Genomic DNA, 23,761 nt, shown 5'->3' with positions numbered 1-23,761 from the left:
TGCCATGCTGCGCTCACTCAACCGTCCCGGCGTCATGACCATCACCCTGGCCGCGGCCGGCATCCTGATGGTGACGATGGGAACGCGACAGTCCTTCGGCCTGCTCATCTCGCCGATCAACCACACGAGCGGACTGGGAATTGCCACCATCAGCCTGGCGCTCGCCATTGGCCAATTCACCTGGGGCGCAATTCAGCCGGTGGCCGGCGCCCTGGCTGATCGCTTCGGTCCACGCGCCGTACTCATGGGCGGGATCGTCACGCTGGCGGCGGGTTGCGCGATCACACCATACGCCACTTCGGGGTTTGGCCTGGTGGTGTCGCTCGGCCTGCTGGCGGCGGTGGGTTCCGGTGCCGGGAGCTTTTCCGTGCTGATCGGCGCCGCTGCGCAGCGCCTGCCGCTGGAAGTGCGCGGCACGGCGTCGGGAGTGATCAATGCCGGCGGTTCCTTTGGGCAGTTCGTCTTTGCTCCGATCCTCCAGAAGGCGATCCAGGCGCTCGGCTGGATGGGTGCGATGTGGCTCCTGGCAGTGCTGACCCTGGCGGCGCTGCCACTGGTGCGGCGGGTCGCCGGCCCGCTGCCGGCCGCGCCAGCCCGTACTGTCGAACGCACCGACAAGGGTTTGTGGGCGGCCTTGCGCGAGGCCTTCGGCGACCGCAGCTACCTGCTGCTGCATGCCGGCTTTTTCACCTGCGGCTTCCACATCGCCTTTCTGGTCACCCACCTGCCTGGTGAGGTCAATCTGTGCGGGCTGCCTCCCGAGGTCGCCAGTTGGTCGCTGGCGATCATTGGCCTGGCCAACATCCTGGGCAGCCTCTACGCGGGTGCCTGCGTCTCCCGCTATCGCAGCAAGTACGTGCTGGCCATCATGTACGGCTCGCGCGCCGTGCTCGTCGCCGCTTACCTGATGGCGCCGCGCACGGCGCTGACTTTCTACGTCTTCGCTGCCGGTCTCGGTTTCACCTGGCTGGCAACCGTTCCTCCGACGGCGGCCATCGTCGGCAAGCTGTTCGGAGTTCGCTACCTGGCCACGCTGTTCGGTATGACCCTGCTTTCGCACCAGATCGGCGGCTTCCTCGGCGCCTGGCTGGGCGGACTGGTCATCGTCCGCTTCGGCGACTTCGGCTGGATGTGGTACGCCGACATGGCGCTGGCCGCCGCCGCTGCACTCATCAACCTGCCGATCCGCGAAGCACCTGTAAGCAGGGCTCTTGCGCCGGCCTGAGATGTGCTCCGAAAAACGTCCTCTTCACCACTCCGGATCGCCGACCATGAGCTTACTGCGCAGCAACATCACCATCGAACTCCTCAATCAGCAAGGCAGCGACTACCTGCCGGGCTACCTTGGCATCGTGATTCTGAAGCTGGAGCCGAATACGCTCAGCAGCCGGATGCCGATCCGGAAACTGCACGTCGCACCCAACGATTTCCTGCACGCAGCCAGCGTCGTCGCGCTGGCCGACACGAGCTGCGGTTATGCGACCATCGCGCACCTTCCGGAAGGAGCACAGTCCTTTACGACCATCGAGCTCAAGAGCAACCATCTCGGCACCGTCAGGGAAGGTAGTGTCGCCTGTACGGCGACTGCCCAACACCTCGGACGCAACACGCAGGTCTGGGATGCGGTGGTCACCGATGAGGCCAGCGGACGCAAGCTGGCTCTGTTCCGTTGCACGCAGATGATCCTCTGGCCCAAGGCCGAACGGTAGCTCCGACGACCTTGGCGTGCGCCACCGGCTGCTCGGGTTCCAGCATTCCGGTTCAGCGCGCTTTGTACTTCCTGCATCTTGCCAGTTGATGGAGTGTTTGACCTGCCTCGGGTACGGTATCGAAAGCGAGTCAACGGTTGCGGTAATGCAGAATGCCGGGCGCACACGGCTGGACTTGCTCTGCTCGCTGCAAATCCTTCCCGCTGGTATCGATTTCGAGCAGCGTGATGCTCCCGAAATCGAGATCCAGCCGGCTCCACTCGGCAATCGGCAACTGCAGCCAGTGACCGAGCAGGGCGCGGATGACACCGGCGTGGGTGACGAGGGCGACGCGGCTGCCACGCAGACTGTCGACGCAGTCAAGCACTCGCGCCTGCAGCATCGCCGCCGATTCGCCGCCCGGCGCGACGAAGTGCAGCAGATCAGCAGCCCAGGCGTCGAGCAGCTGGCGATCGATCTGCTCCCAGGCGACGCCTTCCCATTCGCCAAAGTCGATCTCCAGCAGGCGTTCATCGAACAGCGGTTGCGGATGCAAGGCCTCGGCCAGGCAGCGCGCACGCCGCAACGGGCTGGCAATGACCGGCGTCGCTGCGGGCAACAGCGCACGCAGACGCTCGGCGATCGGCTGCGGGTTCTCTGCTTCGACATCGAGTTGGCCGTAGCAGACACCGACGGCAAGCCGTGGTCGTGGGTGGCGGATCAGGAAAAGCTGCACAACAGCCCGCAGTAAAAGGCAAGTTCCGAGCATTGCTGGGTAGCGCCGAGGCAGTCGCCGGTATAGCCACCGATCTGCCGCCGGAACATGCGCGCCAGCCACAGCGTTGCCAGGGCGGCAGATACGCAGCCGAGCAGAGCCTCCAGCGGTGGCAGAAACAGCAGCGGCAGCACGGCGGTGAGCCCGGCAAAGCCGAGTTCGCCCCAGCCGATGCGGGTGGCCAGCGGCTTCGCTTTCCCCTCGTCGCGCACATAGTCGAGGCCGCGCAACAGCGTCGTCGCAGCGAAACGGGAAACGGTGTGGCCGGCCAGCAGGGCCAGGGGAATTGTCAGCCAGTCGAACTCGATCAAGGCGCAGAAGCGCGCGAGCAGCAGCATCACCAGCGCGATCGCGCCGAAGCTGCCGATTCGCGAGTCCTTCATGATGGTCAGGATCTGTGCCTTCTCCCAGCCGCCGCCGAAACCGTCGACCATGTCGCTCCAGCCGTCTTCGTGAAACGCCCCGGTCAGATAGAGCGAACTGGCCATTGCCGCCAGCACCGCCAGCGTCGTCGGCCAGACGAAAGAAGTCAGGATGAAAACCAGCGCGGCGATTGCGCCGATCAGCAGCCCCACTGCCGGAAAATACCGCGTCGATCGGTCGAGTGCCTCGCTGCTGTGCCCTACCCAGGCCGGAACCGGCAGGCGCGTGAAAAAGCGCAGCGCGCCGAAGAAGTATGCAAGCTCACGCCTGAGCATCTGCTGCCCTTCGCAAATTCCCCGATGGTATCCCGATATGCCGTTTCATGGCCATCGCCTGCTGTTTCCAGTACGGGTATCATCACGCACTGCGACGACCTGCAGGGTACTTTCAGTGTGACTGCCCGACCTGGGTGTGCAAAGTCCCCAAGCCCTTTCCCATTGAAGAAGGAAACCGATGACGAATCATTTTCCGGCGGCTGCCGACCTGCTGCAGCGCGTCGGGGAGCGGAAGTTTCGCACCGTTCTCGCCGATCCGCCATGGCAGTTTCAGAACCGGACCGGCAAGATGGCACCGGAGCACAAGCGCCTGAACCGCTACTCAACGATGACGCTGGACGACATTCTGGCGCTGCCCGTGGCCGAGATCGTCGAAAGCACCGCACACCTCTACCTGTGGGTGCCGAACGCCCTGCTGCCGGAAGGCCTGCGCGTCCTCGCCGCCTGGGGCTTCGCATACAAGAGCAACCTTGTGTGGCACAAGATCCGCGCGGATGGCGGCCCGGACGGGCGCGGCGTCGGTTTCTATTTTCGCAATACGACCGAGCTGATCCTGTTCGGCGTCCGGGGGAAGGACGCGCGCACGCTGGCCCCCGGCCGCCGCCAGGTCAACATCATCAAGAGCCGCAAGCGGGAACATTCCCGCAAGCCGGACGAAGCCTATGCGTTGATCGAGTCCTGCTCGCCCGGTCCCTTCCTGGAGATGTTTGCCCGCGGCTCGCGAGAGGGCTGGAGCACCTGGGGCAGCCAGGCTGACGAGTACGTTCCCGACTGGCCGACCTATGCCAATCACTCGCAGGCGGAAGCGGACTGCCTTCCCGCGAAGGGGTGATAGCGGCGCGTTGCATACTCGACGGTACCTCAGGAACCGACGTTTCGCCAGAAACGGGCACAAGCGGGACACAAAAAAGCGCGAAACCAGAGGTTCCGCGCTTTTGTCCCTGCGGATGCCATCAGGCCGGCATCCTGAACCTCGGTTCAGATAGGTCACTTCCCTTCCGCATCAGGCACGTCCGACAAGGGGCGCACACAACAGCGGTTTCTATGGTCTGCGACCAATGCCATTTAGCATTGGTTCAAGGAATCTATGACCTGACAACACCGCAGGGAACTCTCTTGGAGGCCGGAATGACAAACAACCCTAATCCGACTTCAGCACCAGATCAAGCTCTGCCTCCATGGCGAAGATTCTACCCCTAAGCGCGCTCATGTCCAGCTCTATTTCAGATTCAATTTTCTGATGCTGCTCCGGAAATTCCTGATTTCGGCCGAGGTGCTCGTGAGCGATGTTGAGCGCAGTCATGACGGCAATGCGCTCGGGAAGATTGCTCTTGGTTTTTCCGGCGATATCGCGCATTTTCCCGTCAACATAGTCTGCCGCCTGGAGTAGCGCAGCGTGTTGATCGCTTGGGCAGGCGACACGGTATTCCTTGCCAAGCAGGACGATGTCGAGATAATTGGCTTCGTTGGGCATCAGATCAGAGTTTTCAGGTCTTGGCTTCGGGCAGTTGCTGGGCAAGCTGTTCAAGCCGCGCGCAGGCAGCCGCCATACGTTCGGTGAGGCGTTCCTTGTCGGTTTCTACCGACGCGAGTTGCTCGCGCAGCACGTCATTCTCGGTTCGCAATGTGCGGCACAGTGCAACCACTTGAGCAATCTTGATTTCGAGCGCGTTGAGTTCATTCAGCATGGAGCAGACTATAGATTCAAAAAGCATGCTCGGTCAAGGCGTAAGGGCCGCTTCTGCACCTTGTTTGTGATGCGGCCGCTGTTTTCCGCTGCAATCGTCGATCGCCTGCCCTGCGGGCAGGCTATAATCCGTTTTTTCGCTGACCTCGAACGGCGGAAGAGATCGTGCAAGGTGCCGCCACGCGGATTCGCCGCAGCGGTTAAACGGGAAACAGGTGGATTTCGCGCAACGCTCGATGCGCAACAGAATGCCTGTGCTGCCCCCGCAACGGTAAGCGAGTGTGGGCCTGTCGAAATGCCACTGGGCAAAAGCCTGGGAAGGCGGCAGGTCAAGACTCGCGAGCCCGGATACCGGCCTTCGCACACCACAGGACGGAAGTGTCGCGGGGAAGCGGACACGCAACGCTCGGCTCGCATGCCTGCCTTTCCCTCGTGCCCTTCCGCATTATTGGTCCGCCGACTTGCGGGGACGCTGGTCGGCAAGAGGGGGAATTTCATCATGCATCCCAATACACGGCGGGCAGCCGGTGCCGCCACTTTCACCGCAACTGTTGCCGCACTGGTCTCGACGGCCTTGCATGCCGCAGACACGCAACTCGACCCGATTGTCGTCACGGCGACTCGACAAGCTACCCGAACCAATGAACTGACGAGTGATGTGTCGGTCATCACCCGCGAGGAAATCGATCAGGCCGGGGAGACGACACTGGCGCAACTCCTGGCACGGCAACCGGGAATTCAGTACGTCGCCAACGGCGGTGCGGGGTCCAATAGCGGCGTGTTCATCCGTGGCGCCAATACCAATCAATCGATCGTTTTGATCGACGGCCAGCGCATCGGCTCGGCGACGAGCGGCAGCGCGGCATTGTCGCGGATTCCGCTGGACCAGATCGAGCGCATCGAGATCCTGCGCGGCCCGGCGTCTTCGCTCTACGGGGCCGACGCCATCGGCGGCGTGATCCAGATCTTCACCCGCAGAGGCGAGGGGCCGGTGCGGGTGAACGCCAGCACCGGTTATGGCTCCTACCACACGACCGACACCAGCGTCGGCATTGCCGGTGGCACGGAACTGCTTTCCTACAGCGTCCAGGCAGCTTATACGAATACCGACGGCTTCAATGCCATCAACAACAAGAAGAGCCTGTTCTACAATCGCGACCGGGATGGCTATTACAACAGGAACCTGAGCGCCAGTTTTGCCGTTCGCCCGGCCAAAGGGCAGGAACTCGGGGTCAACCTGCTGCTCAGCAAAGGCACCAACCAGTACGACGGCAATGACTTCGGCACGCTGGGCGCCGCTCAGCCCTTCAGCAATGACCAGAACGTCGGCAATTATTCCATCTACTCGCGCAATCGCCTGCATCAGGCATGGACCAGTACCTTGCGTCTCGGTCGCAGTACCGACGACAGCAAGGACTATATCGGGAACTTCCGGGACAGCGTCTTCAATACCACCATGGACCTCGTGTCCTGGCAGCACGACATCAAGCTGCCGGTCGGCGAAGCCCTGTTGGCCTACGAGTACAACAGGCAGAAGGTTTCCAGCACGACCGACTACACCGTCACCGAGCGCACGATCAATTCATGGCTTGCCGGCTGGAACGGAAATCTCGACCAGCACCGGCTGCAGTTCAATCTGCGGCATGACGACAACTCGCAGTTTGGCGGCAAGAGCACAGGTTCCGCAGCCTATGGCTATCAATTCACGCCGCAATGGCGTGCCCATATCTCCTATGGCACGGCGTTTCGTGCTCCGACCTTCAACGAGCTGTATTTTCCTGCCCTCTTCGGTTTCGCCGGTGGTAATCCCGATCTGAAGCCGGAGACGGCGAAGAATACCGAAGCCGGTGTCAACTGGGAGCAGGGCAGTCATCGCGCTTCGGCGGTCGTTTACCACAATCAGGTGACTGATCTGATCGAATTCCGGCCACCGACATTCACCCCGGTCAATGTCAGCAAGGCGTTGCTGCGCGGTGCCACGCTGACCTACGACGGGCGTTTCTCGGAGTGGGGCGCCGGGGTCGCGCTGGACTTCCTGGATCCGCGGAATGAGGGAAACGGCCCAAACAAAGGCAATCGGCTGGCTCGCCGTGCCGAGCAGCAGATGAGCAGCTACCTCAGCCGAAGCCTTGGGAACTGGGATCTGCGCGGCGAGTGGCAATTGCTTGGCAATCGCTACGAGGATCCGGCCAACCGCGTTCGCCTCGGGGGATACGGTCTGGTGAACCTCTACGCCGATTACCGCCTGCAGCGAGACTGGGTGTTGTTTGCACGCGCCAACAACATTTTCGACAAGGATTACGAGACGGCCGACAACTACGCCACTGCCGGGGCGAACGTCTTTGTCGGCGTTCGCTACGCGCCGAAGTAGGGCGCTGCATGCCCACCCGCCGCCGTGCTTTACTGATCCTCGCAGCGCTTGCCGGGCTGGCGCAGCTCAGCATCGTGCTGGCGTTGATGGTGGGCAGTATTGCGATCAACCCGACCGAGGTGTTGGCGACCCTGTTTGGCAAGGGCGACGGCATGGCCGGCGACGTCGTGCGCAGCCTGCGTCTGCCGAGGGCGTTGACGGGTTTCGCCTGTGGCGGCCTGCTGGCACTGGCGGGTGCCTTGCTGCAGGTCTTGCTGCGCAACCCGCTCGCCGACCCTTACGTGCTCGGCATTTCGGGCGGTGCCGGCATCGGCGCCTTGCTGGCGATCGTACTTGGCCTGGGCGTCGCGGGGATCAACGGCCTGGCCTTCGCGGGCGCGCTCGCTGCGATGCTGTTGGTGTTCGGCCTGGCGCATGGAGAAGGGGGCTGGACGCAGTCGCGCCTGCTGCTGACCGGCGTGATCGTTGCTGCCGGTTGCGGTGCCGTCGTAACCTTGCTGCTGGCGCTTGCTCCCGACGACCAGCTGCGCGGCATGCTCTTCTGGCTGATGGGTGATCTGTCGCAGAGCGGGGACCCGCAACTGGTGCTGATCCTGCTCGTGATCGTGCTGCTGATTGCGTTGCCGTTTGCCCGTGAGCTCAATCTGCTGGCGCGTGGTGCCGACATTGCCCAGGCGCTGGGGGTCGCGGTTCGCCCATTACGCCGTGGTGTTTACCTTGTCGCGTCGCTGGCCACGGCTGCCGCGGTGACGCATGCTGGCGCGATCGGCTTCATTGGCCTGATCGTGCCGCATCTCGTTCGCCTCGCCGCTGGTAATGATCAGCGTTTGCTGCTGCCCGCCTCGGTACTCGCCGGGGGCAGCCTGCTGGTGATTGCCGACACCCTGGCCCGTACCCTGCTGGCGCCGCAACAACTGCCGGTGGGCGTGCTCACCGCGCTGATCGGCGTGCCGGTTTTTCTCTTCCTGCTCTCCCGCGCTGCACCTGGACGGTACTGATGGTCCCCGGTTTGCTGTCTACGCATGCGCTCAGCGTTGGCGTGGCTGACCGCAGTTTCTGCCATGACCTGGCCTTGACCGTACAGCCGGGCGAATGCCTGGCCATCCTCGGACGCAATGGTGCCGGCAAGTCAACGCTGCTGTCGGTACTGGCCGGTCTGCGACCGCCGGCAGCCGGTGCCGTGCTGCTCGACGGGGCGAGCTATGAAAGGCTGGGCGCGCGCGCCAGCGCGCGCATTCGCGGCTGGCTGCCGCAAAGCCGGAGTGAAGCATTTTCCTCGACGGTTCTGGAGACGGCGCTGGTCGGACGCCACCCACATCTTGCCCGCTGGGATTGGGAATCCGAAAAGGATGCCCGGATCGCCCGCCAGGCGCTGGCAGCCGTCGGCCTCGCGGAACTCGCAGCGCGCGACGTGCAGACGCTTTCGGGTGGCGAGCAGCAAAGGCTGTCGATTGCCACATTGCTCGCGCAAGCGCCGCGACTGTACCTGCTCGATGAGCCGCTCGCCCACCTCGATCTGAATCATCAGATGGCCACCCTCGAACTTTTCGCAGCACTCGCCCGCGACGAGGGGGCGGCCTGTGTGATGGTCCTGCACGAACCCGGCCTGGCCGCACGTTTCTGCACGCATGCCCTGCTGTTGTTCGGCGATGGAACGACGCAGCAGGGTACCTGCGACGAGGTGATCAGCAGCGACTCGCTGAGCAGGCTCTACGGCTATCCGCTGCGCGAAGTGGGTGAGCATGGACAACGCTGGTTCATGCCCGCCTAGCTGCGCGCATCCGGGGATTGCGTGTGGGTTCCGTAGTAGATTTCCTTGATCGAACTGTTTTCCAGCCAGAAGACGTTCCCATCGACCGTGATCATCCCATAGACGCGCGGGATGACCGCCCCGCAGGTGCTCGTCTGGACCGACAGGTCATTTAGCCGCAGCCCTTCTACGGTCGGTTCCTTGGGCGGATTGAGCAAGCCGCCCAGCATCATCCCGGCCTTAGTGAGACAAACAATGCGTTGCGGGGTGTAGTCGCGGTGGGCGTACATGACTTTGGATTGGAATTCACTGGGGCAGGCGGCGTCTATCGACGCACATCGAGGTATCGACATTTTTTACACCTGGGCGCCCCAGGTAGCCGATCGATTCCGGCATGTGCCTGATCGAATGGGGGTTTTGTGTTCAGGGACGAATCCTGCCTGCTTACGCGGACTCCCCATTGCCAGCCTTGGCAAAACGACAACGATCCCGCGAGTTACGCCGGTGGTGTGGTTGTGGACGGTGACAACCACATGTGGCAGCCCGATCCTTATCGCAAGGGGCGAACCTGTTTTGACGGCCCCAACGTCGACTTCACCGTCGCGTTGGCCTTCACGGGGCTTGCCGAAGGATTGACCGATTTGACGATCACGTCGAATGGAATGGCCGGGTACTCCGTGGAGATTGCCCCCTGCAATCCGGGAGCGTGCAAGTTCAACCCGGTGTCGCTGAACCCCACCCTGGTGAGCGCCTCGGCCAGGATTGAGCCGATCCCGCCGCCCGGTGTCCCCGAGCCATCGATTCTGGCACTTGCCGGCCTCGGCTTGCTCGGCCTGCTGTCGACGCGACGCGGCGCGGCAGGGACTGATCTCGGAGTTCCCGGCCAGGATCGTCGGACCAAAATCCGCTTTACAATCTCGACCGGATGGGCTACAAACCGCCGAACGAAAGGGTTAGACCCGGGGCGAACACTGCCTCGCCCCATCGGCCGGCAAAACCTCGCGGAGTGGCTGGCCCAACAGCCGTAAAAACCGTTCGCCCGAGAGCGGGCGCAGCAGGCAGCACAGACTGCCGACCAATGAGCTGAACGCCAGGCGAGGGGCCTGGCCTTGATTCGAGGCTGTTTTTGAGCGCCTCCAACGCTCGCCCTGGGGGACATGGGGTCGATGTTTCGAACTGCGAAACATGGGGTAGGGCTGCTCCTGTGCTGGTTCGTGCTGGCGGGTCAGGTCTGGGCCAAAACCTGCGACCTCGACGGCGACGGGGATGTCGACCTCGACGACATCACCCTGCTGCAGCGCATGTTGCCGAGCCGTCCCACGGTTACCGGCCCGGATGACCCCCGCGATGCCAATCACGATGGCCGCATCGACATTCTCGACGTGCGCGCCTGCGTACTGTCCTGCACGCGCGCCAAATGCAGCACGATCAACCAGGCGCCCTTCGCCAACGCCGGTCCCGACCAGAGCGTATCGCTCGGCAGCTGGATCCCACTCGATGGCAGCGCCTCCAGGGACCCCGAAGGAGCCACCCTCAGCTACGCCTGGTCGCTGATCGCCAGACCATCCGGCAGCCAGGTCGTACTGACCGCCGCCCACAGCGCAAATCCCACCTTCCGCGCCGACCTCCCCGGCCAGTACATCGTGCAGTTGATCGTCCATGACGGCCAACTCGCCAGTGCCCCCGCCACGGTCAACATCCTCGTCACCAATACTCCGCCGACGGTCAGTCTGAGTGCTCCAGCGGCCCACCAGAACTTCACCGCCCCTGCGACGATCACCGTCAGCGCCGAGGCCGCGGACAGCACCGGCAGCATCACTGAAGTCGCCTTCTATCAAGGCAGCACGCCGATCGGCAACGCCACCAGCGCACCGTACCGCATCACCTGGAGCAACGTCCCTGCCGGCAGCTACGTGCTGAAGGCCCGGGCCACCGACAGCGGCGGAGCGATGACCTGGTCCGCGGAAGTGCCGATCACCGTGGCTGCCGGCGGGGTCAAGATCTACTATCTGCATCACGATCATCTGAATACGCCACGCCTGGTCACCGATGAGGCGAACCGGGTGGTCTGGAGAAATACGCCGCTCGGCGAGCCGTTCGGGATGAGTCTGCCCGAAGAGGACCCGGATGGCGATGGGCAGGCGTTTACCTTGAACCTGCGGTTTCCGGGGCAGTACGCGGACACGGAAAGTCATCTGAATTACAACTACTTCAGGGATTACGATCCCGCCACAGGCAGGTATGGGCAGAGCGATCCGATTGGGTTGGCGGGGGGCATGAACACCTATGCATACGCGCTGAACAACCCGTTGAGTTACAGCGATCCTTTGGGGCTGTGGGTTTTTGGCGTATACAACAATGCCACTGGGAAGCTGAGTATCAACGATCTCGAGACGGGGCAGTCGATGTCGGGACCATTTGGCTCAGGGGGACGTCCATTCGGAGAACCGATTCCCAATGGCATTTACGACATTCTTCAGCATCCAGACTCTGATTTCTATCGGCTGGAGCCTGTAGATGGCTCCTATGGTGACGATACCCAAGATCGCACTGGACGTGACAAGTTCCGTCTGCATCGGCCAGGCCGGACTATTGGCTGTATCGCAGCTGAGGATGCGGACAACTGGAGTAAGGTGAAAGACCTAATCCGCCAGACCGTGACGGACACCGTAACCGTTCAAAGCAAATCGCGCCGTCCGTGGGCACCGTCGACTGAGCAACTAATTCGGTATGGACGAATCGTTGTCATTAAGTCGAATTGAGGGGAAGATAATGGCGGCGTCGACGGTATCGCTGCGGCTATTTGGCCTATGTGGTCTGGTGCTGGGATCAATCGAACTTGCGCTGGTTCTGGAACGAGCCGGGGCCGCGTTGTTTAAGGCGTACAAGTTCGATTTCGACGGCCTCTCGCCCCTCATCCTGAACAGGGAAACGGTCCTTTCGTTCTTTGTCGCAGCAGCCCTGTTTCTGGGTTTTTCCCTAGTTGGCATTCTAGTTTCCAAGAAGCAGGACGCCCGTGTTGCCAAGCTCTTTCGCTTATCCGCTGCTCTCAATATTGCAGCAGCAGTGATCGTGACACTGTTACTCGTGAGTCCTCTTGTTCGGATGTAGATGTGGCTGTCGAGTCGCCGGCACCAATAAGCGCTTCCGGATAAGTCCTCCGACTTATATTAGATGCTACTGACTGGAGCAATCGTACTGGCGGTAGAGATTTATCTGATGGCCCAACGAACGGTAACTGGGGCGGCAAATGCTGGAGCGGTGGTGTCCTTTCGGCAATGCTGCGTGAAATTCCAGCGCTGGCCTGGTACCTTGGTAGGCCCGTAACGACCGTTAGAAAGGCCTACCAATGTCAACGTCTTTACCTGCAACCGCCCCGCCACTGGCCGAAACCGCCGCGGCGCTTGCCCAGTGGCGGAGCACCCGCCGCCGCAGTTCTCGCATTCCGGAGGAGCTGTGGTCGCAAGCGACCGAACTCGCCGAGCGGTACGGCATCGCCAAGGTTGCCGTCGCCCTGAAGCTCGACTACAAGAGCCTGAAGCACCGCCTGACCGCCAGGAACGCCGCCGAAGACGCGCGCAGCGCGCCCGTGTCATCGAGCTTCGTCGAACTCGATCTCGGCCTGCCGCTGGCGCCACCTGTGTGCGTCCTGGTTCTCACCGACCGAGCGGGCCGCGCGCTGCGCATCGAACTGCCACAAGCGGCCAGCAGCCACATGGCCGAGGTCGCGTGTAGCCTCTGGCAGGTCCAGCCATGCTCGCGCTGAACGCGCGCCTGCGTGTCTGGGTAGCTGCCGAGCCCGCGGATTTTCGTTGCGGCATCGACGGTCTCGCCCGACGTGTGCGGCAGAAACTGGCCCAAGACCCGTTCAGCGGCGGCGTGTTCGTTTTCTGCAATCGCCGGCGCACGGCGGTCAAACTCCTGGTCTATGACGGGCAAGGCTTCTGGCTCTGTCAAAAGCGGCTGTCGCAGGGGCACTACCGCTTCTGGCCGCAGGAGTCACCAGGGAAGCTCCTCGCCCCGCACGCGCTGGCGGTCCTGCTCTCGGGAGGCGACTACGCCGCGGCCGGCGGAATCCCGGAATGGCGAGCGGTCGTCTGACCTGCGAGAGCGCAGCCCGCAAGCAGAACTTCCGAAAGCCGGTCGTCACCCACCGCAACGGGGATACCGAAAACGACCTTTCGCGAAAGGACTAGACATCGTCGCTGGTCTTTGGCAGAATACCTTGGGTAGAAAGGGTCACTGCTGGAGGACTGAGAATGCAGCTGGTGAGTTCGCAAAGCTGGGGGTACGGCAGACGGGAGTTCCGCGCCGAGGAGGTTGCGAGCCTCCGCGCAGCCGCGGTCAGTGGCCGCAAGGCCCCCCGCCATCGCTCGAACCGTTGCCGGAAGCGGCTGCGGGGGGACTTCGGCCAGCTCGTTGGCGTACGGCCATGAGCCGGCAGCGGGCATCCCACCGGAAGCGGCCTGCACACAACCCGCCGCAGCGGATGGTCATCCCGGTGCAGGAGATCGAGGCCATCGTCGAGCATAGCGGAACCAGACCGCTGACCGAGACCGAACAGGCGACCCTGAAGGCAGCGGTGGACACCCTCGCGCGGCTCACCGCCGAACTCGAGACGAAGGAAACCACGCTGGCACGCCTACGGCGGATTCTCTTCGGCGCGCCGACCGAGCGCACGGCCCATGTGCTCGGGGAAGGGAAGAAGGGCGAAACGCCGCCAGCGGACACGCCGACCCGTCCATCGGCGGAAGGCGGCGACGAGCAAGCCGCCGGCCAGGCTCCTTCGGACACCACCTCCCCGGAATCCGGGGTAGCCGAGCCCAAGAAGAAGCGCCCCGGGCACGGAAGGAACGGGGCGGCCGATTATCCGCGAGCGCCGCATATTGCCGTACCGCATGCGACGTTACGGCACGGCGATCCGTGTCCCGTCGACGGGTGTACCGGTCGGGTGTATGGGCAACGAGGAGAGCCCGCGGTCCTGGTTCGCATCACCGGCGTAGCGCCGCTGCTTGCGGAGGTCTACGAACTCGAACGGCTGCGTTGCGGCTTGTGTGGCACCGTGTTTACCGCCGACCCCCCGCCAGGCGTCGGCAAGGCAAAGTACGACGACAGCGCCGCGGCGATGATCGCGCTCCTCAAATACGGCTGCGGTCTGCCGTTCCACCGCATCGAGCGGCTGGAACAGGGTTTGGCCATCCCCATGCCGGTCGGCACGCAATGGGAAGTCGTGGCCGCCGCCGCCGCGCCCCTCATGCCGGTCTTCGACGAACTGGCACGGCAGGCAGCCCAAGGAACCGTGGTGTACAACGATGATACGGCGATGCGCATCCTGACCCTGACGCAAGAGGCACGCGCCGAAGCGCTGCCCGCCGGCGCGTCCGCCGATCGCACCGGCGTGTTCACTTCCGGTGTCGTTGCCGAGACGCCAAATGGTTTGATCGCCTTGTTCAAGACCGGGCCCTGTCATGCCGGCGAACACCTTGCCGAAGTGCTCGATCTGCGGGAAGTGACCGATCCGCCGATCCACATGTCCGATGCCTCGACGCGCAACCGGCCGGGCGATCATTCCACGCTGTCCGCCTCGTGCATCCCGCATGCGCGACGCAATTACGTCGATGTGGTCGAGGCCTTTCCGGAAGAAGTGGCCTTTGTCCTGCACACGCTGCGCGCCGTCTTCCACACCGACGCGCAGGCCAAGCAGCAGGGGCTCTCGCCCGCCGAGCGCCTGCTCCTTCACCAGAAGGAAAGCGGCCCACGGATGAAGGCGCTGCAAGACTGGATGGCCAAGCAGTTCGCGGAGCACACCGTGGAGCCCCACTCAGGACTCGGCCAGGCGATCGCGTACATGCAGAACCACTGGGAGAAGCTGACCCTGTTCCTGCGCGTGCCGGGCGCCCCACTCGACAACAACATCACCGAACGTATACTCAAAAAGGCCATTCTGCATCGGAAGAACGCGCTCTTCTATCGCACGTTGAACGGCGCGCGCGTCGGTGATCTGTTCATGACCCTGATCCATACCGCCGAACTCCACAAGATCGAGCCGTTCCACTACCTCGTTTCCCTGCTGCGCCACTCGGGCCAGGTGGCGCTCGATCCGGCGGCCTGGATGCCCTGGAACTATAGCGAAGCCCTCGCACACGCCGAGGCGGAGAGTACCGAACCTCCGCCGGACTAACCCGGCAGCGCAACGATCTCCAACGTTCCGAACGGAAGCGAACGCCGGGTTGCCGCTGGGGCTTGCCTGCGCACGGCCGCGGGGCCGCGCGCCACCCGTGGCGGTCACCGCGGATCAGCCGCCGCGCGGCTGAGGCCCGCGCGACCGGGGTTTCGCAGCGTTGCCGAAAGGACACGAGCGGTGGCGTGTATTCATGCGAACCAGGGCGGGGTCCTGGCAGTGCGATCCCTACTGATAGCGGGGATATGTGCTACCAGAGCCACGACAACTGCTACGTGAAGTGCGGAAGTGATCGGCTGTGCATTCGTCGGTGTGATCGCCAACTGCGCGGCGAACTTACAGCGCTGCCCAACGACCCGCGGCAATGGCCGATACCGCCACGGGCTGGAACTGAGGAAGATAGCCGAGACTATCGAGATTATGCTCTGAAATATTTTGGCGCCACAGAGGCCCTTGGCACCACGTATAACGAAATCCAGCGTGGGCCGTCACGCAGAGTTCAGTAGTGCTCGGATTATCAAGACCCCAATTGAATCAAAAAATGCTCTGGATCCTTGGGCTTATTGGGAGCTATGTCGTCGCAATAGGGTCGATCACATGGAAATCGGGTTGTTGGTGGTCCTCTGTGTATTGGGAAGTCCTCGCAGGATTCGGTTTGACATGGATATTCTTTGCTGTCTTAGCGTGGAAGAACCGCCATGACTCGTCTTGGACTCTATTGATATTGATTCCCTCGTGCGTAGCTAATTTCTGGTGGTTGTTGAAGGGTGTAGCTGTGCTTGGATTGTGGGCCTTGGGCGCACCCGATTACCCACAACTCATCCGTCATTGAAATAGGCGGCACGGCCAGCCTCCAGGGCAATGGCAAATGCCCTGACCTTCTGCATCCCTTCCCAGATCGCCTTGGGGCCGGGATGCCCGTCGTGTTTTCGCCCGAGAAAGCCGCCAAAGCCGGCAATCAGCCGCACCATCTGACCCAGGGGCGGGGGAGCATCCGGCGGTGGTGAGCGATGGGCGACGATCCAGGCGGCTTGCCATTCCTCGATATCAAACACCACGTCACAGGGCAAATCGGGGCAGTCCCGGCCCCAGGTAACCAAGGACAGGATGCGCCAGGCGATAATCAGGTAAATGACCAAGGCGCGTTCCAGTCGCTCCATGCTGCCCAACTGCAGGGATTCTATCTTGCAGCCTGATTTCCAAATGCGGAAAAGAATTTCTATCAGCCAGCGGCGGCGATACCAATCAATGAGTTGTACGATGTCTTCGAGCGTTTCCGCCGTCCGATTGGTCAGCAATTTCCATTCAATGGGCTCCTCCCCAACCGGCGGGTTTTCTTCTCGCGCCAGGATCGCGGTCACGGTCACGACCGGCGCACCCTTGCGTACGGGCAAGGTGACCCGCTCCCGGTAAAGCGTTTGCCGCACCAGTCGGGCCGGGCGGTCTGGCGCTGCGGGCATGGTGAATTCCAGTTCTCCTTCCGCTTCGCCACCGCCCACACGGTCCCACAGCTTGTCGCCCATGCTCGTCTTGCGGTTATGCTTGGACCGGATCAGGTAGTCCGCCGGATAGTCCCGCTCGGCGGCCGTGTTCATCACCGCTCGAATGTCGCCTTCCCTATCCGTTATGTATACCAGCCGGCTACCAGGCACGGTCTCGGCCAGATCGGCCACGATGGTATAGCCTTCCACCCAGCGGATACTTTCCTTGATGTCGGGCTGACCTTTTGGCTTTCGCGCCCACATCCAGCAGTCGGTCGCGCCCAACACCAACCCGCTCGGCGTCATCGCCAGGGTCGGATGCGCAAACATCCCATGCTGGGCGTCGTAGCTCAACCGTCCCAGCCCGGCAATCCCCGGCTGCGAGGTAAAATCCGCTTCGGTGGTATCCTGAACACACAAGACAACCGGCTGGCCCTGCATCCGCTTTATCGTTTGCTGGGTATGAACCTCCAGGATTTCACGCCAGTCCGTCGCGGGATTGTCCAGCAGCCGGTAGGCCGCTTTGGTTTCCGCCCAACCCCCGCAAGCCACCGGGATGCTTCCGGTCGGTTGTGCCGACAGATCATCCACCAGCTTGATCAAGCGCCGCGTCCGCCGCGCATCCCCCAAATCCAGATCCTTGAACTCCTCCGCTGCCCAACCCATGCCATACCTCCGCAAGATTACTTCTACATTAACAGATTCTAATGGCATTTTTGGGTGCTGGCGGCTGCCTTCGGTAGGCGCTGTCGCGGGCGCTTTGTCGCCGTGCATGACGCTCGGCGATGATTCGCACGAGGTCTTCGCGACCGTGAATCTTCACCGGGAGCTGCGCCACGAGCATGTCGACGACATCGGCACAGGACAGTAACTCGGCGTAGGGTGAGTGTTGCCGCCGCTCCTTGACGAGAAAGAGTAGTGCAACGCAGACGAGCGCCATGTGGTTGTACCAAGCCCGCCACTTGCGTACCTGGTAGTCGGCCATCCCACAGCAACCTTTCGCATTCTCGAAGGCGCGCTCGATGAAGTGGCGCTGTGCCTGCATGCGTGCCAGCTCGCGAAGTGGCGTGTCGGGCGCCGCGTTGGAGAGCATGAACTTCACCTCCTTGCCATCGCGGCGTGCCAGGAGATGCCATTGGCGGGCCTGTGCGCTGTTCGGATGACTGATCCACACGCGGGTATGGGCAAACATCGCGCGCACTTCACCCTTCTCCCCGTCGCGCAGGATCACCGGGTGCCACTCCTTTCGTTTCAGGCGCGCGGCCCATTCGCGGGCTTCCCAGGCCGGTACCCACGCCTTTCCCGGATCGGTAAAGTAAAACTGCTGGTCGCTGTGCACCTCGGTGGCGAATACCTCACCTGCATCGTCCCAATCAAACAGCAGCCAAGTCGCGTGGCCATAGAGGCCGTCGGCACCGATGAAGCCAAAGCGCACCCCGGCGGCTCGTGCCCGCTTGACCATCTCGGCAGCCATCTGCGGCTTAGTCCGAAAGACCCGTGCCGATTCCGGAATCCCCGCTTCCTGGCAACGCTTGGCGTCTTCAACCCAACGCTCTGGAAGGAACAATTCGAAGTCGATGATCGCCGCCTGCAACCCTCGTGCCAAGGCGGCATACACTCCAACCTGCGAGTTCTCGACCTTACCCAGGCGACCGTTGTACTGCCTGGCCACGCCCGCTGAATGGTCGCCCTTCTTTTGGACCCCAGACTCATCGAGCAACAGTCCCGTCTCTGGCCCACCGATCCACTCGTCCGCTTGTCGCGCCGTCTCCCGACGCACATTCTCAAAGTCCCATGCAGCATCGCTCAACATGTGGTGGAGGCTGTAATACTCGGTCTCCGCCACCGTCTCGCTCATCTGTTCCAGGTTCGCACGAGGGCTTTGAAAAAGGCCCCGCAAGTACTGTTCAGCTTGCTCGGCCGTGCTTCGCGTTTTACTGCGGAAACACTCCCGGAACGACTGAAAATGGCTGGTCAGATTCTCGCAGCAGCTGGCCACCGCACGCCCGATCCCAAATAAATAAATTTGGCGATTTCATCGTCATACTCCTTATGTGGTAGAGCATTAGATATGTAGCTCAATAGCCTGTATTTCAACCATTTTAGAAATGTGGCAAAGTAGAATTACGAAATATACGTTTTAACAACAGCTTGAAAACTGTTGCCGTTTGCATATATGGGGTGGGTAAGCGGAAATGCAACAGCGTTTGCTATCGCGTTGGAGTCAAGCCACGCCGCGCGCTCCTATGTCAAGTGAGTTGTGGGTAATCGGGTGGATTATAGCGATCTGGTCCTTGACGGAAATGGTAATGTGGGGATTGGTACGCATGCGCCCAGTCAGAAATTAGAGGTTATTGGCAATCTAAATGTCACCGGCAGAATAACTGGTGGCCTGGATCAATTGTTGTCAAACAATGACCTATATAGATTGGTTATGCAACCCGATAGGAATCTGGTTATTTACGATCAAGCCATGCACGTAATTTGGAACCTGGGATCGCAAATATCGGATCTGAGACTGAAGAAAGATCTCGCGCCTATCGATAGCCCCTTGGCAAAATTGTTGTCCCTGCGCGGCGTTTCTTTCTCCTGGAATGAGGAAAGCCTTGGAACAGGAAGAGAAATGGGTGTCATCGCCCAGGAAGTCGAACAGGTTTTTCCAGAGCTGGTAACTACGCTCACGGAACGTAAGTTTGTCAACACCATGGGCCTGATTCCGGTAATCATCGAAGCCATCAAGGAGCAACAGGCGCAAATCACCGAACTCCGCAACGATGGCAGGATGAAATGACCATGATCTGCGAGGTACTCTTCTAATGGCCGACAGACCCGACCCGTACGTCCGCAAGGACCCGAACGACATCATCCGCAGCGGCGACTGGAACGAACTTCAAATCCAGACGCGCGAGGAGATCCTAAAGCACACGCACACCGGCAGGGACGACGGCCGCCTCATCCCTGGGAAGGCTATCGATCCGACCGCCGACATCAGCGTCAGCACCCTGAACACCAGCGGCAACCTCAACGTCGGCGGCGACCTGAAAGTGAATGGCAAGGCGCTGCTCGGCGACATTGCCGACCTGCTGGCCACCGTCAAGGGCCTGCAAGACGACAAGCTGAGTCGGGCCGGGGGGAGCGTCAGTGGCAACCTGCAACTGGACAAGAACTTGCTCGTCGAAGGCACCGTCGGGATAGGAAGCAGGTTGACCGTGCGAGGAGGAGCTGGCGGGGCCGGTGCCCCCAAGGATCCGGATAGCGGGCTCGGCTATGGCGGTCAGTTGGCCATCAAAGGAAATGCCGCGCAGCTCGACTTCATCAGTACGGAATACGATGACTGGGCGATCTATGTTCATAACAACAAGATGCGTTTTGTTCGGCAACCATGGAGTTATGAGCTGGTTCTTGACGGGAGGGGTAATGTCGGCATTGGCACAGAAACGCCTCGTGCAAAACTGGAGGTCATCGGAGATCTGAACGTTACTGACGGGTTTGTCCGAAGAATAAGTATGGCAACCGGCCTTGGCCCCTCAGATCCAACCGACAACGGCCAGATCGTTTCCAGGGTTCTAAGCTTCCACAAGATTCACGAGAACACCGCCATCCGCATCATCTATTGCGACAACATCCGAGTGCGAGGAAACAATACCGCCGCACGCTGGGAAATCAGGGTTGACGGCAGCGCTCCCCCGGGCGGCGCGATCTATCAGGACAAGTACTCGCTGTGCGACGGTGGCGTCACGATCATCGATCGTCATGACCCAGCGACAATCGTCGGATACGCGGTGGGAATTCCGCCCGGAGTCCACACGATTGGCATCTGGGTAGGTCCGATTTCCACATACGCCTGTGAGGCCTACACTGGATGGGCAAACTCACGCTGGACGCTGGAGGCCCAGGAAGTCTGGATATAGCGAACTAAAGGCTGCCTGCGATAATGGCCGGCAGCACCCGTACGGTTCCCCTACCTTATTTGCCAGGACTCAAAATGCAAGAAAAACTCGAAAACCGCCTCAAGGAACTTCGCGAGGAATACGCCTCCGGCCAGAAGGTGATGGCCGAATTGCAGAACCGACAGGCGGATCTGCACCAGACGCTGTTGCGCATCAGTGGCGCCATCCAGGTGCTGGAAGAGATGCTGCCGGGCGCTGATCCAGCGGCCGCCGAGTCGCCCGAATCGCCGTCAGCGACCTGAGGCCTCGTTCGCTGATGTTTGCCAGTGCTTCGCCACCACGCAGCCTACAGACCGCCCACCCCTGGCGCGCTGCTCGGCAAGTGATGGCGCAGCGCAACCACTGCTGCTGCGATTCATCTCACACCGCGCGACCTGCGCATTGCCTGCCTCTCTGACGAAATGCTGAACACCTTCGAAACCTGGCTCGCAGGCAATCTGCGCGCGTCGCTGCCGGAAAGCACGAAACTGGTCGCCGGCCCGATGCTTCCCCCCGCCGCAGCCGACACACCGCTGCTCAACCTTTCGGTGATCAAGCTGCGGCCTCTGCGCAAGGCACCGGACAACGCGGAAGACCTGCGTGACGCTGTCCAGCTCACACAGACCGTGACCTTGAACGGCGATGGCCTGCGCTTCGACTTTCCGTTGGCGACCGGCACGATAGAAAGGCTCCTCGAAATCGAGACTGCGCCAGGGCGGCTGGCGCAGCGCGGCGATGACTACGAGCCAACTGTCCACAAGCGCACCGAAGGAGAAGAAGTCACCGAGATCGAAGTGCTCACCTTCTATCGCCCGCCGGCTGGCGACTTCAAGCTGCTGCTGAAGGTCGACACGCCCGCCCGCGGCTACCAGCAACGCTCGCCCTGCCGTGCGACGATCGAGATCAACGCCTGGGCGGCGCAGATCAGCCAGGCGGACGAGCTGCTGACGCCTGCCGTCGCCACCGCACTGGCCGCGCTTGCCGATATCGACCGCTTTCATCTCGCCGGCTGCGAAGACCCCGGCTTCACTCTGCGTCTGCTCAATCCACGAGCCGATCTGAGCTTCCTGGAACGTACGCAGATCGCCGGCGATCAACGCCTCTTCCGCAGCACCGCGAGGCTGTCCTTGCGTGGCGAATGGGAGCTGACCCTGGCGCTTGGCACGGCATTCGCCGAAGGCAAAATCGGCAAGGTCATCCCCAGCGTGACGATTCTCTGCGGCACCGACTGAAGGCCACCGCCCAACTGCTCACACCCCGGCCTGCCAACGCACCGGCTATTCCCGGCTGCCGAGGCACGCAAGGTCAAAGCTTGCCTGGCGGCGCCAACGCCGCCTCGATGGCCGCCAGCACCTCGCTCGCGAGGTCATCGTCTGCCAGAGCCGGGAATTCCTTGAGCAGCTTGTTCGACAATTTGCCGGCGTTTTCTCGCACCGATCGGATGATCCGGTCGATGTCGCCATCCGGTCCTTCGATCACCTGCTTGACACGCTCGCGGGCGTTGCGCAGGCCACGCAGATAGCCCGCTTCCTTGCGCATTTCCTGCTCGATCGTCCTTTGCACGACCTCGGCCAGGTACTCGACATGGTCGGTCATGTCGGGATAGCGCCACGCGGGCAGTGCGTCCTGGTAGGCATCAAACTGCAGATTGTAGTGCACACCATCCTCGGCGACCTGTTCTGCGCCGAAGCGCCAGGCCTCGGCGTACTTGTGCATCAGCGGTCGCGAGAACGATTCGAGCACCTGGTCGTAACGGCGCCGATGGACCGCCGAGCTGGTGATGGCGGCCGACACCGGCAGGATGAACGGCGCCGGAATGGCCTGGTCCCGCCGCAGCACATCGTTGATCAGGAAGCGCGAGAGGCGGCCATTGCCGTCGGACATCGGGTGAATGTACACGAAACCGAAAGACAGCACCGCGGCGCGCACCAGTGCACTAGCGCCGGCCGTTCGGTCTGCGAAGTCGCGCAGGCCGGACAGCAGCGAGCGCGCATCGTGCCAGTGCGGAGCGATGTAGTGCACCAGCTCGGTAAAACCGTCCCGTTCACCGACGAACACCGGCGAGCGGCGCACGCCGTAGCGCGTCGCCCGCGGCCCGAGGATCTGCGCCTGCAGTTCACCCAGCGCGCCTTCGGACAGCGGCTCGGGGTACTGCCCGCAGTACCGCTCCATCATTGCGGCAAAGCGCCGCACACGATCGACCTGCTGCCCTTCCTGCTCGATCGCAAAGCTCGCCCGGCTTTCCTTGATCGTCAGCCAGACCACGCTGCGCTGCAACACGTCGACGCCGAACTCACCCTCCAGATCGGCCAGGCGCCGGGCGCAGTCGTACCGTTCGGCCTGCTGCACCCTCGGGGTTCTTAACACCAGCGGGCAATAGTCACGCGAGCCCGGCAGGTTGTCGCGAACGCGCCAGCGCGGATTGTTGACCGGCCGAACAGCCGTCACCCAGGATTCATGGTCCAGAGCGGAGACGTAGTTGCCGGCGACGACGCCGGGGAACGCCAGGCGCCGGCCAGTCAGGTATTCGTAGAAGAAGCCCGCACGGCGCGCGTACTGGCCAGTCGGCTCGGCCGCAACCCAGGCCTCGAGCTCGGCTACCGGAATAACGTCGAACAGCCGCGCGAGGAACTCCAGGTGGATGCCTTCGTGCTTGAGCGCGAAGCCCAGATGCGCCGCCAGGGTATCGGCAGGCCGGGCTGAGGACGGGTAATACTGATGGGTGCAGCCGTCCTTGCGCACCGTGGCGCGGGATCTGGCAATGGCGCTGTCGGTGCGAAACGCTTGCACCGGCAAGACGCCATACTGTTGTGCCAGCCATCGATACCCGATCCAGTCGGACACTTCGTTGTTCACAGTTCTTCCCGGATTCGTTTAATCCTGCAATATTTTGATTACAAGCAGACATCCGGTCAATGAATCGATTAGAAGTGAGCGAGCACCGTTTGCAGTCGCCGCGTTTTCCACCGGTACGGAGAGCGCACATCTCCCATTTGACTCGTGCGCCGGCGCCGCGGATACTTGCCACGTGGAACGGGTTTTTCTGGCTGGTTCGTGGCAGGCGCGAACACCACCACACCGCAGGCCCGATCATCCCGATGATGTACTCTCCACCAGACCCGAAGGGAGGGGGTTCGATGGTCAGCATCTACGTCTCGTACGCCTGGAAAGAGGAAGAACAGAACTGGCTGGTCGACAAGC

The 23,761-nt window shown here is 62.0% G+C and carries 24 protein-coding genes and 1 riboswitch; of the genes, 16 read left to right on the top strand and 8 right to left on the bottom strand.

The window, feature by feature from the left end:
* Nucleotides 1-4 precede the first annotated feature (4 nt).
* Together V5B59_RS12055 and V5B59_RS12050 are read left to right on the top strand one after the other, a co-directional pair.
* Nucleotides 5-1,225 (top strand): MFS transporter, encoded by a 1,221-nt coding sequence (locus V5B59_RS12055; protein ID WP_169071151.1) that lies wholly within the window; start codon nt 5-7, stop codon nt 1,223-1,225.
* A 46-nt stretch (nt 1,226-1,271) separates the two neighbouring features.
* Nucleotides 1,272-1,709 carry a PaaI family thioesterase gene (locus V5B59_RS12050; protein ID WP_169071152.1) on the top strand — a complete coding sequence of 146 codons (438 nt, stop codon included), beginning with the start codon at nt 1,272-1,274 and terminating at the stop codon, nt 1,707-1,709.
* 130 nt (nt 1,710-1,839) lie between these two features.
* Here V5B59_RS12050 and cobC read toward each other — a convergent pair whose 3' ends face one another.
* Nucleotides 1,840-2,424 carry an alpha-ribazole phosphatase family protein gene (cobC, locus tag V5B59_RS12045; protein WP_169071153.1) on the bottom strand — a complete coding sequence of 195 codons (585 nt, stop codon included), beginning with the start codon at nt 2,422-2,424 and terminating at the stop codon, nt 1,840-1,842.
* Nucleotides 2,409-3,161 carry an adenosylcobinamide-GDP ribazoletransferase gene (locus tag V5B59_RS12040; RefSeq protein ID WP_169071154.1) on the bottom strand — a complete coding sequence of 251 codons (753 nt, stop codon included), beginning with the start codon at nt 3,159-3,161 and terminating at the stop codon, nt 2,409-2,411. Before V5B59_RS12040 ends, cobC begins: the two co-directional genes overlap by 16 nt.
* Before the next feature lie 178 nt (nt 3,162-3,339).
* On the opposite strand from V5B59_RS12040, the gene V5B59_RS12035 reads away from it, so the two are divergent.
* The gene (locus V5B59_RS12035; RefSeq protein ID WP_034913037.1) at nt 3,340-3,993 is read left to right on the top strand and encodes an MT-A70 family methyltransferase; all 654 of its coding nucleotides are present in this window, start codon (nt 3,340-3,342) and stop codon (nt 3,991-3,993) included.
* Between the two features lie 309 nt (nt 3,994-4,302).
* Here V5B59_RS12035 and V5B59_RS12030 read toward each other — a convergent pair whose 3' ends face one another.
* A complete protein-coding gene (locus tag V5B59_RS12030; RefSeq protein ID WP_169071155.1) occupies nt 4,303-4,635 on the bottom strand; it encodes a cell division protein ZapA in 333 nt (110 codons plus the stop codon).
* A gap of 13 nt (nt 4,636-4,648) precedes the next feature.
* Entirely contained in the window at nt 4,649-4,849 is a 201-nt protein-coding gene (locus V5B59_RS12025) for a hypothetical protein (protein ID WP_034909251.1), read from the bottom strand.
* 152 nt (nt 4,850-5,001) lie between these two features.
* Nucleotides 5,002-5,222, top strand: a riboswitch (cobalamin riboswitch).
* 125 nt (nt 5,223-5,347) lie between these two features.
* On the opposite strand from V5B59_RS12025, the gene V5B59_RS12020 reads away from it, so the two are divergent.
* The 3 genes from V5B59_RS12020 to V5B59_RS12010 are packed head-to-tail and all read left to right on the top strand — an operon-like array spanning nt 5,348 to nt 8,990.
* Nucleotides 5,348-7,219, top strand: a complete 1,872-nt coding sequence (locus V5B59_RS12020; protein WP_169072179.1) for a TonB-dependent receptor domain-containing protein — start codon at nt 5,348-5,350, stop codon at nt 7,217-7,219.
* Nucleotides 7,220-7,227: 8 nt separating this feature from the next.
* Nucleotides 7,228-8,217, top strand: a complete 990-nt coding sequence (locus tag V5B59_RS12015; protein WP_169072180.1) for a FecCD family ABC transporter permease — start codon at nt 7,228-7,230, stop codon at nt 8,215-8,217.
* Nucleotides 8,217-8,990 (top strand): ABC transporter ATP-binding protein, encoded by a 774-nt coding sequence (locus V5B59_RS12010; protein ID WP_034909255.1) that lies wholly within the window; start codon nt 8,217-8,219, stop codon nt 8,988-8,990. The genes V5B59_RS12015 and V5B59_RS12010 overlap by 1 nt, the downstream gene beginning before the upstream one ends.
* Here V5B59_RS12010 and V5B59_RS12005 read toward each other — a convergent pair.
* Nucleotides 8,987-9,259, bottom strand: a complete 273-nt coding sequence (locus V5B59_RS12005) for a hypothetical protein (protein ID WP_169072181.1) — start codon at nt 9,257-9,259, stop codon at nt 8,987-8,989. The two genes, V5B59_RS12010 and V5B59_RS12005, sit on opposite strands and share 4 nt — an antisense overlap.
* Before the next feature lie 243 nt (nt 9,260-9,502).
* Here V5B59_RS12005 and V5B59_RS12000 point away from each other — a divergent pair, with 243 nt between their 5' ends.
* The 6 genes from V5B59_RS12000 (at nt 9,503) to tnpC (ending at nt 15,150) form a co-directional block, all read left to right on the top strand.
* Complete coding sequence (locus V5B59_RS12000; RefSeq protein ID WP_248595124.1) at nt 9,503-9,997, top strand: PEP-CTERM sorting domain-containing protein; 495 nt, start codon at nt 9,503-9,505, stop codon at nt 9,995-9,997.
* 138 nt (nt 9,998-10,135) lie between these two features.
* Nucleotides 10,136-11,731 (top strand): RHS repeat-associated core domain-containing protein, encoded by a 1,596-nt coding sequence (locus V5B59_RS11995; protein ID WP_332351905.1) that lies wholly within the window; start codon nt 10,136-10,138, stop codon nt 11,729-11,731.
* Entirely contained in the window at nt 11,700-12,080 is a 381-nt protein-coding gene (locus V5B59_RS11990; RefSeq protein WP_332351904.1) for a hypothetical protein, read from the top strand. The genes V5B59_RS11995 and V5B59_RS11990 overlap by 32 nt, the downstream gene beginning before the upstream one ends.
* 238 nt (nt 12,081-12,318) lie before the next feature.
* Nucleotides 12,319-12,735: a hypothetical protein gene (locus tag V5B59_RS11985; RefSeq protein ID WP_332351655.1), complete on the top strand. Its 417-nt coding sequence runs from the start codon at nt 12,319-12,321 to the stop codon at nt 12,733-12,735.
* Nucleotides 12,723-13,070, top strand: a complete 348-nt coding sequence (tnpB, locus tag V5B59_RS11980; RefSeq protein ID WP_332351654.1) for an IS66 family insertion sequence element accessory protein TnpB — start codon at nt 12,723-12,725, stop codon at nt 13,068-13,070. Before V5B59_RS11985 ends, tnpB begins: the two co-directional genes overlap by 13 nt.
* Nucleotides 13,071-13,401: 331 nt before the next feature.
* Nucleotides 13,402-15,150: an IS66 family transposase gene (gene tnpC / locus V5B59_RS11975; RefSeq protein ID WP_332351653.1), complete on the top strand. Its 1,749-nt coding sequence runs from the start codon at nt 13,402-13,404 to the stop codon at nt 15,148-15,150.
* A gap of 818 nt (nt 15,151-15,968) precedes the next feature.
* Here the strand turns inward: tnpC and V5B59_RS11970 are convergent.
* Together V5B59_RS11970 and V5B59_RS11965 are read right to left on the bottom strand one after the other, a co-directional pair.
* On the bottom strand, nt 15,969-17,297 hold the full coding sequence (locus tag V5B59_RS11970) for an IS4 family transposase (protein ID WP_169072214.1): 1,329 nt from the start codon (nt 17,295-17,297) through the stop codon (nt 15,969-15,971).
* A gap of 28 nt (nt 17,298-17,325) precedes the next feature.
* Nucleotides 17,326-18,630: an IS701 family transposase gene (locus tag V5B59_RS11965; RefSeq protein WP_332351903.1), complete on the bottom strand. Its 1,305-nt coding sequence runs from the start codon at nt 18,628-18,630 to the stop codon at nt 17,326-17,328.
* A gap of 273 nt (nt 18,631-18,903) precedes the next feature.
* Between V5B59_RS11965 and V5B59_RS11960 the strand changes: the two genes are divergently transcribed.
* The 4 genes from V5B59_RS11960 to V5B59_RS11945 all read left to right on the top strand — a co-directional run bounded on the left by V5B59_RS11960 (nt 18,904) and on the right by V5B59_RS11945 (nt 21,792).
* Nucleotides 18,904-19,422: a tail fiber domain-containing protein gene (locus V5B59_RS11960; RefSeq protein WP_169072018.1), complete on the top strand. Its 519-nt coding sequence runs from the start codon at nt 18,904-18,906 to the stop codon at nt 19,420-19,422.
* Between the two features lie 25 nt (nt 19,423-19,447).
* Nucleotides 19,448-20,542 (top strand): hypothetical protein, encoded by a 1,095-nt coding sequence (locus tag V5B59_RS11955; protein ID WP_332351902.1) that lies wholly within the window; start codon nt 19,448-19,450, stop codon nt 20,540-20,542.
* A gap of 74 nt (nt 20,543-20,616) precedes the next feature.
* On the top strand, nt 20,617-20,823 hold the full coding sequence (locus V5B59_RS11950) for a hypothetical protein (protein ID WP_169072015.1): 207 nt from the start codon (nt 20,617-20,619) through the stop codon (nt 20,821-20,823).
* 159 nt (nt 20,824-20,982) lie between these two features.
* Nucleotides 20,983-21,792, top strand: coding sequence for a hypothetical protein (locus tag V5B59_RS11945; RefSeq protein ID WP_169072014.1), 810 nt, complete (start codon nt 20,983-20,985; stop codon nt 21,790-21,792).
* Nucleotides 21,793-21,865: 73 nt separating this feature from the next.
* Here V5B59_RS11945 and V5B59_RS11940 read toward each other — a convergent pair whose 3' ends face one another.
* Entirely contained in the window at nt 21,866-23,302 is a 1,437-nt protein-coding gene (locus tag V5B59_RS11940) for a Fic family protein (RefSeq protein WP_332351901.1), read from the bottom strand.
* Between the last annotated feature and the right edge of the window lie 459 nt (nt 23,303-23,761).

The sequence above is a fragment of the Candidatus Accumulibacter contiguus genome (assembly GCF_036625285.1).
In the GTDB taxonomy this organism is placed as follows: Bacteria; Pseudomonadota; Gammaproteobacteria; order Burkholderiales; family Rhodocyclaceae; genus Accumulibacter; species Accumulibacter contiguus.
Note: the sequence above shows the minus strand (reverse complement) of the source record. Positions and strands in the feature narration are given on the sequence as shown.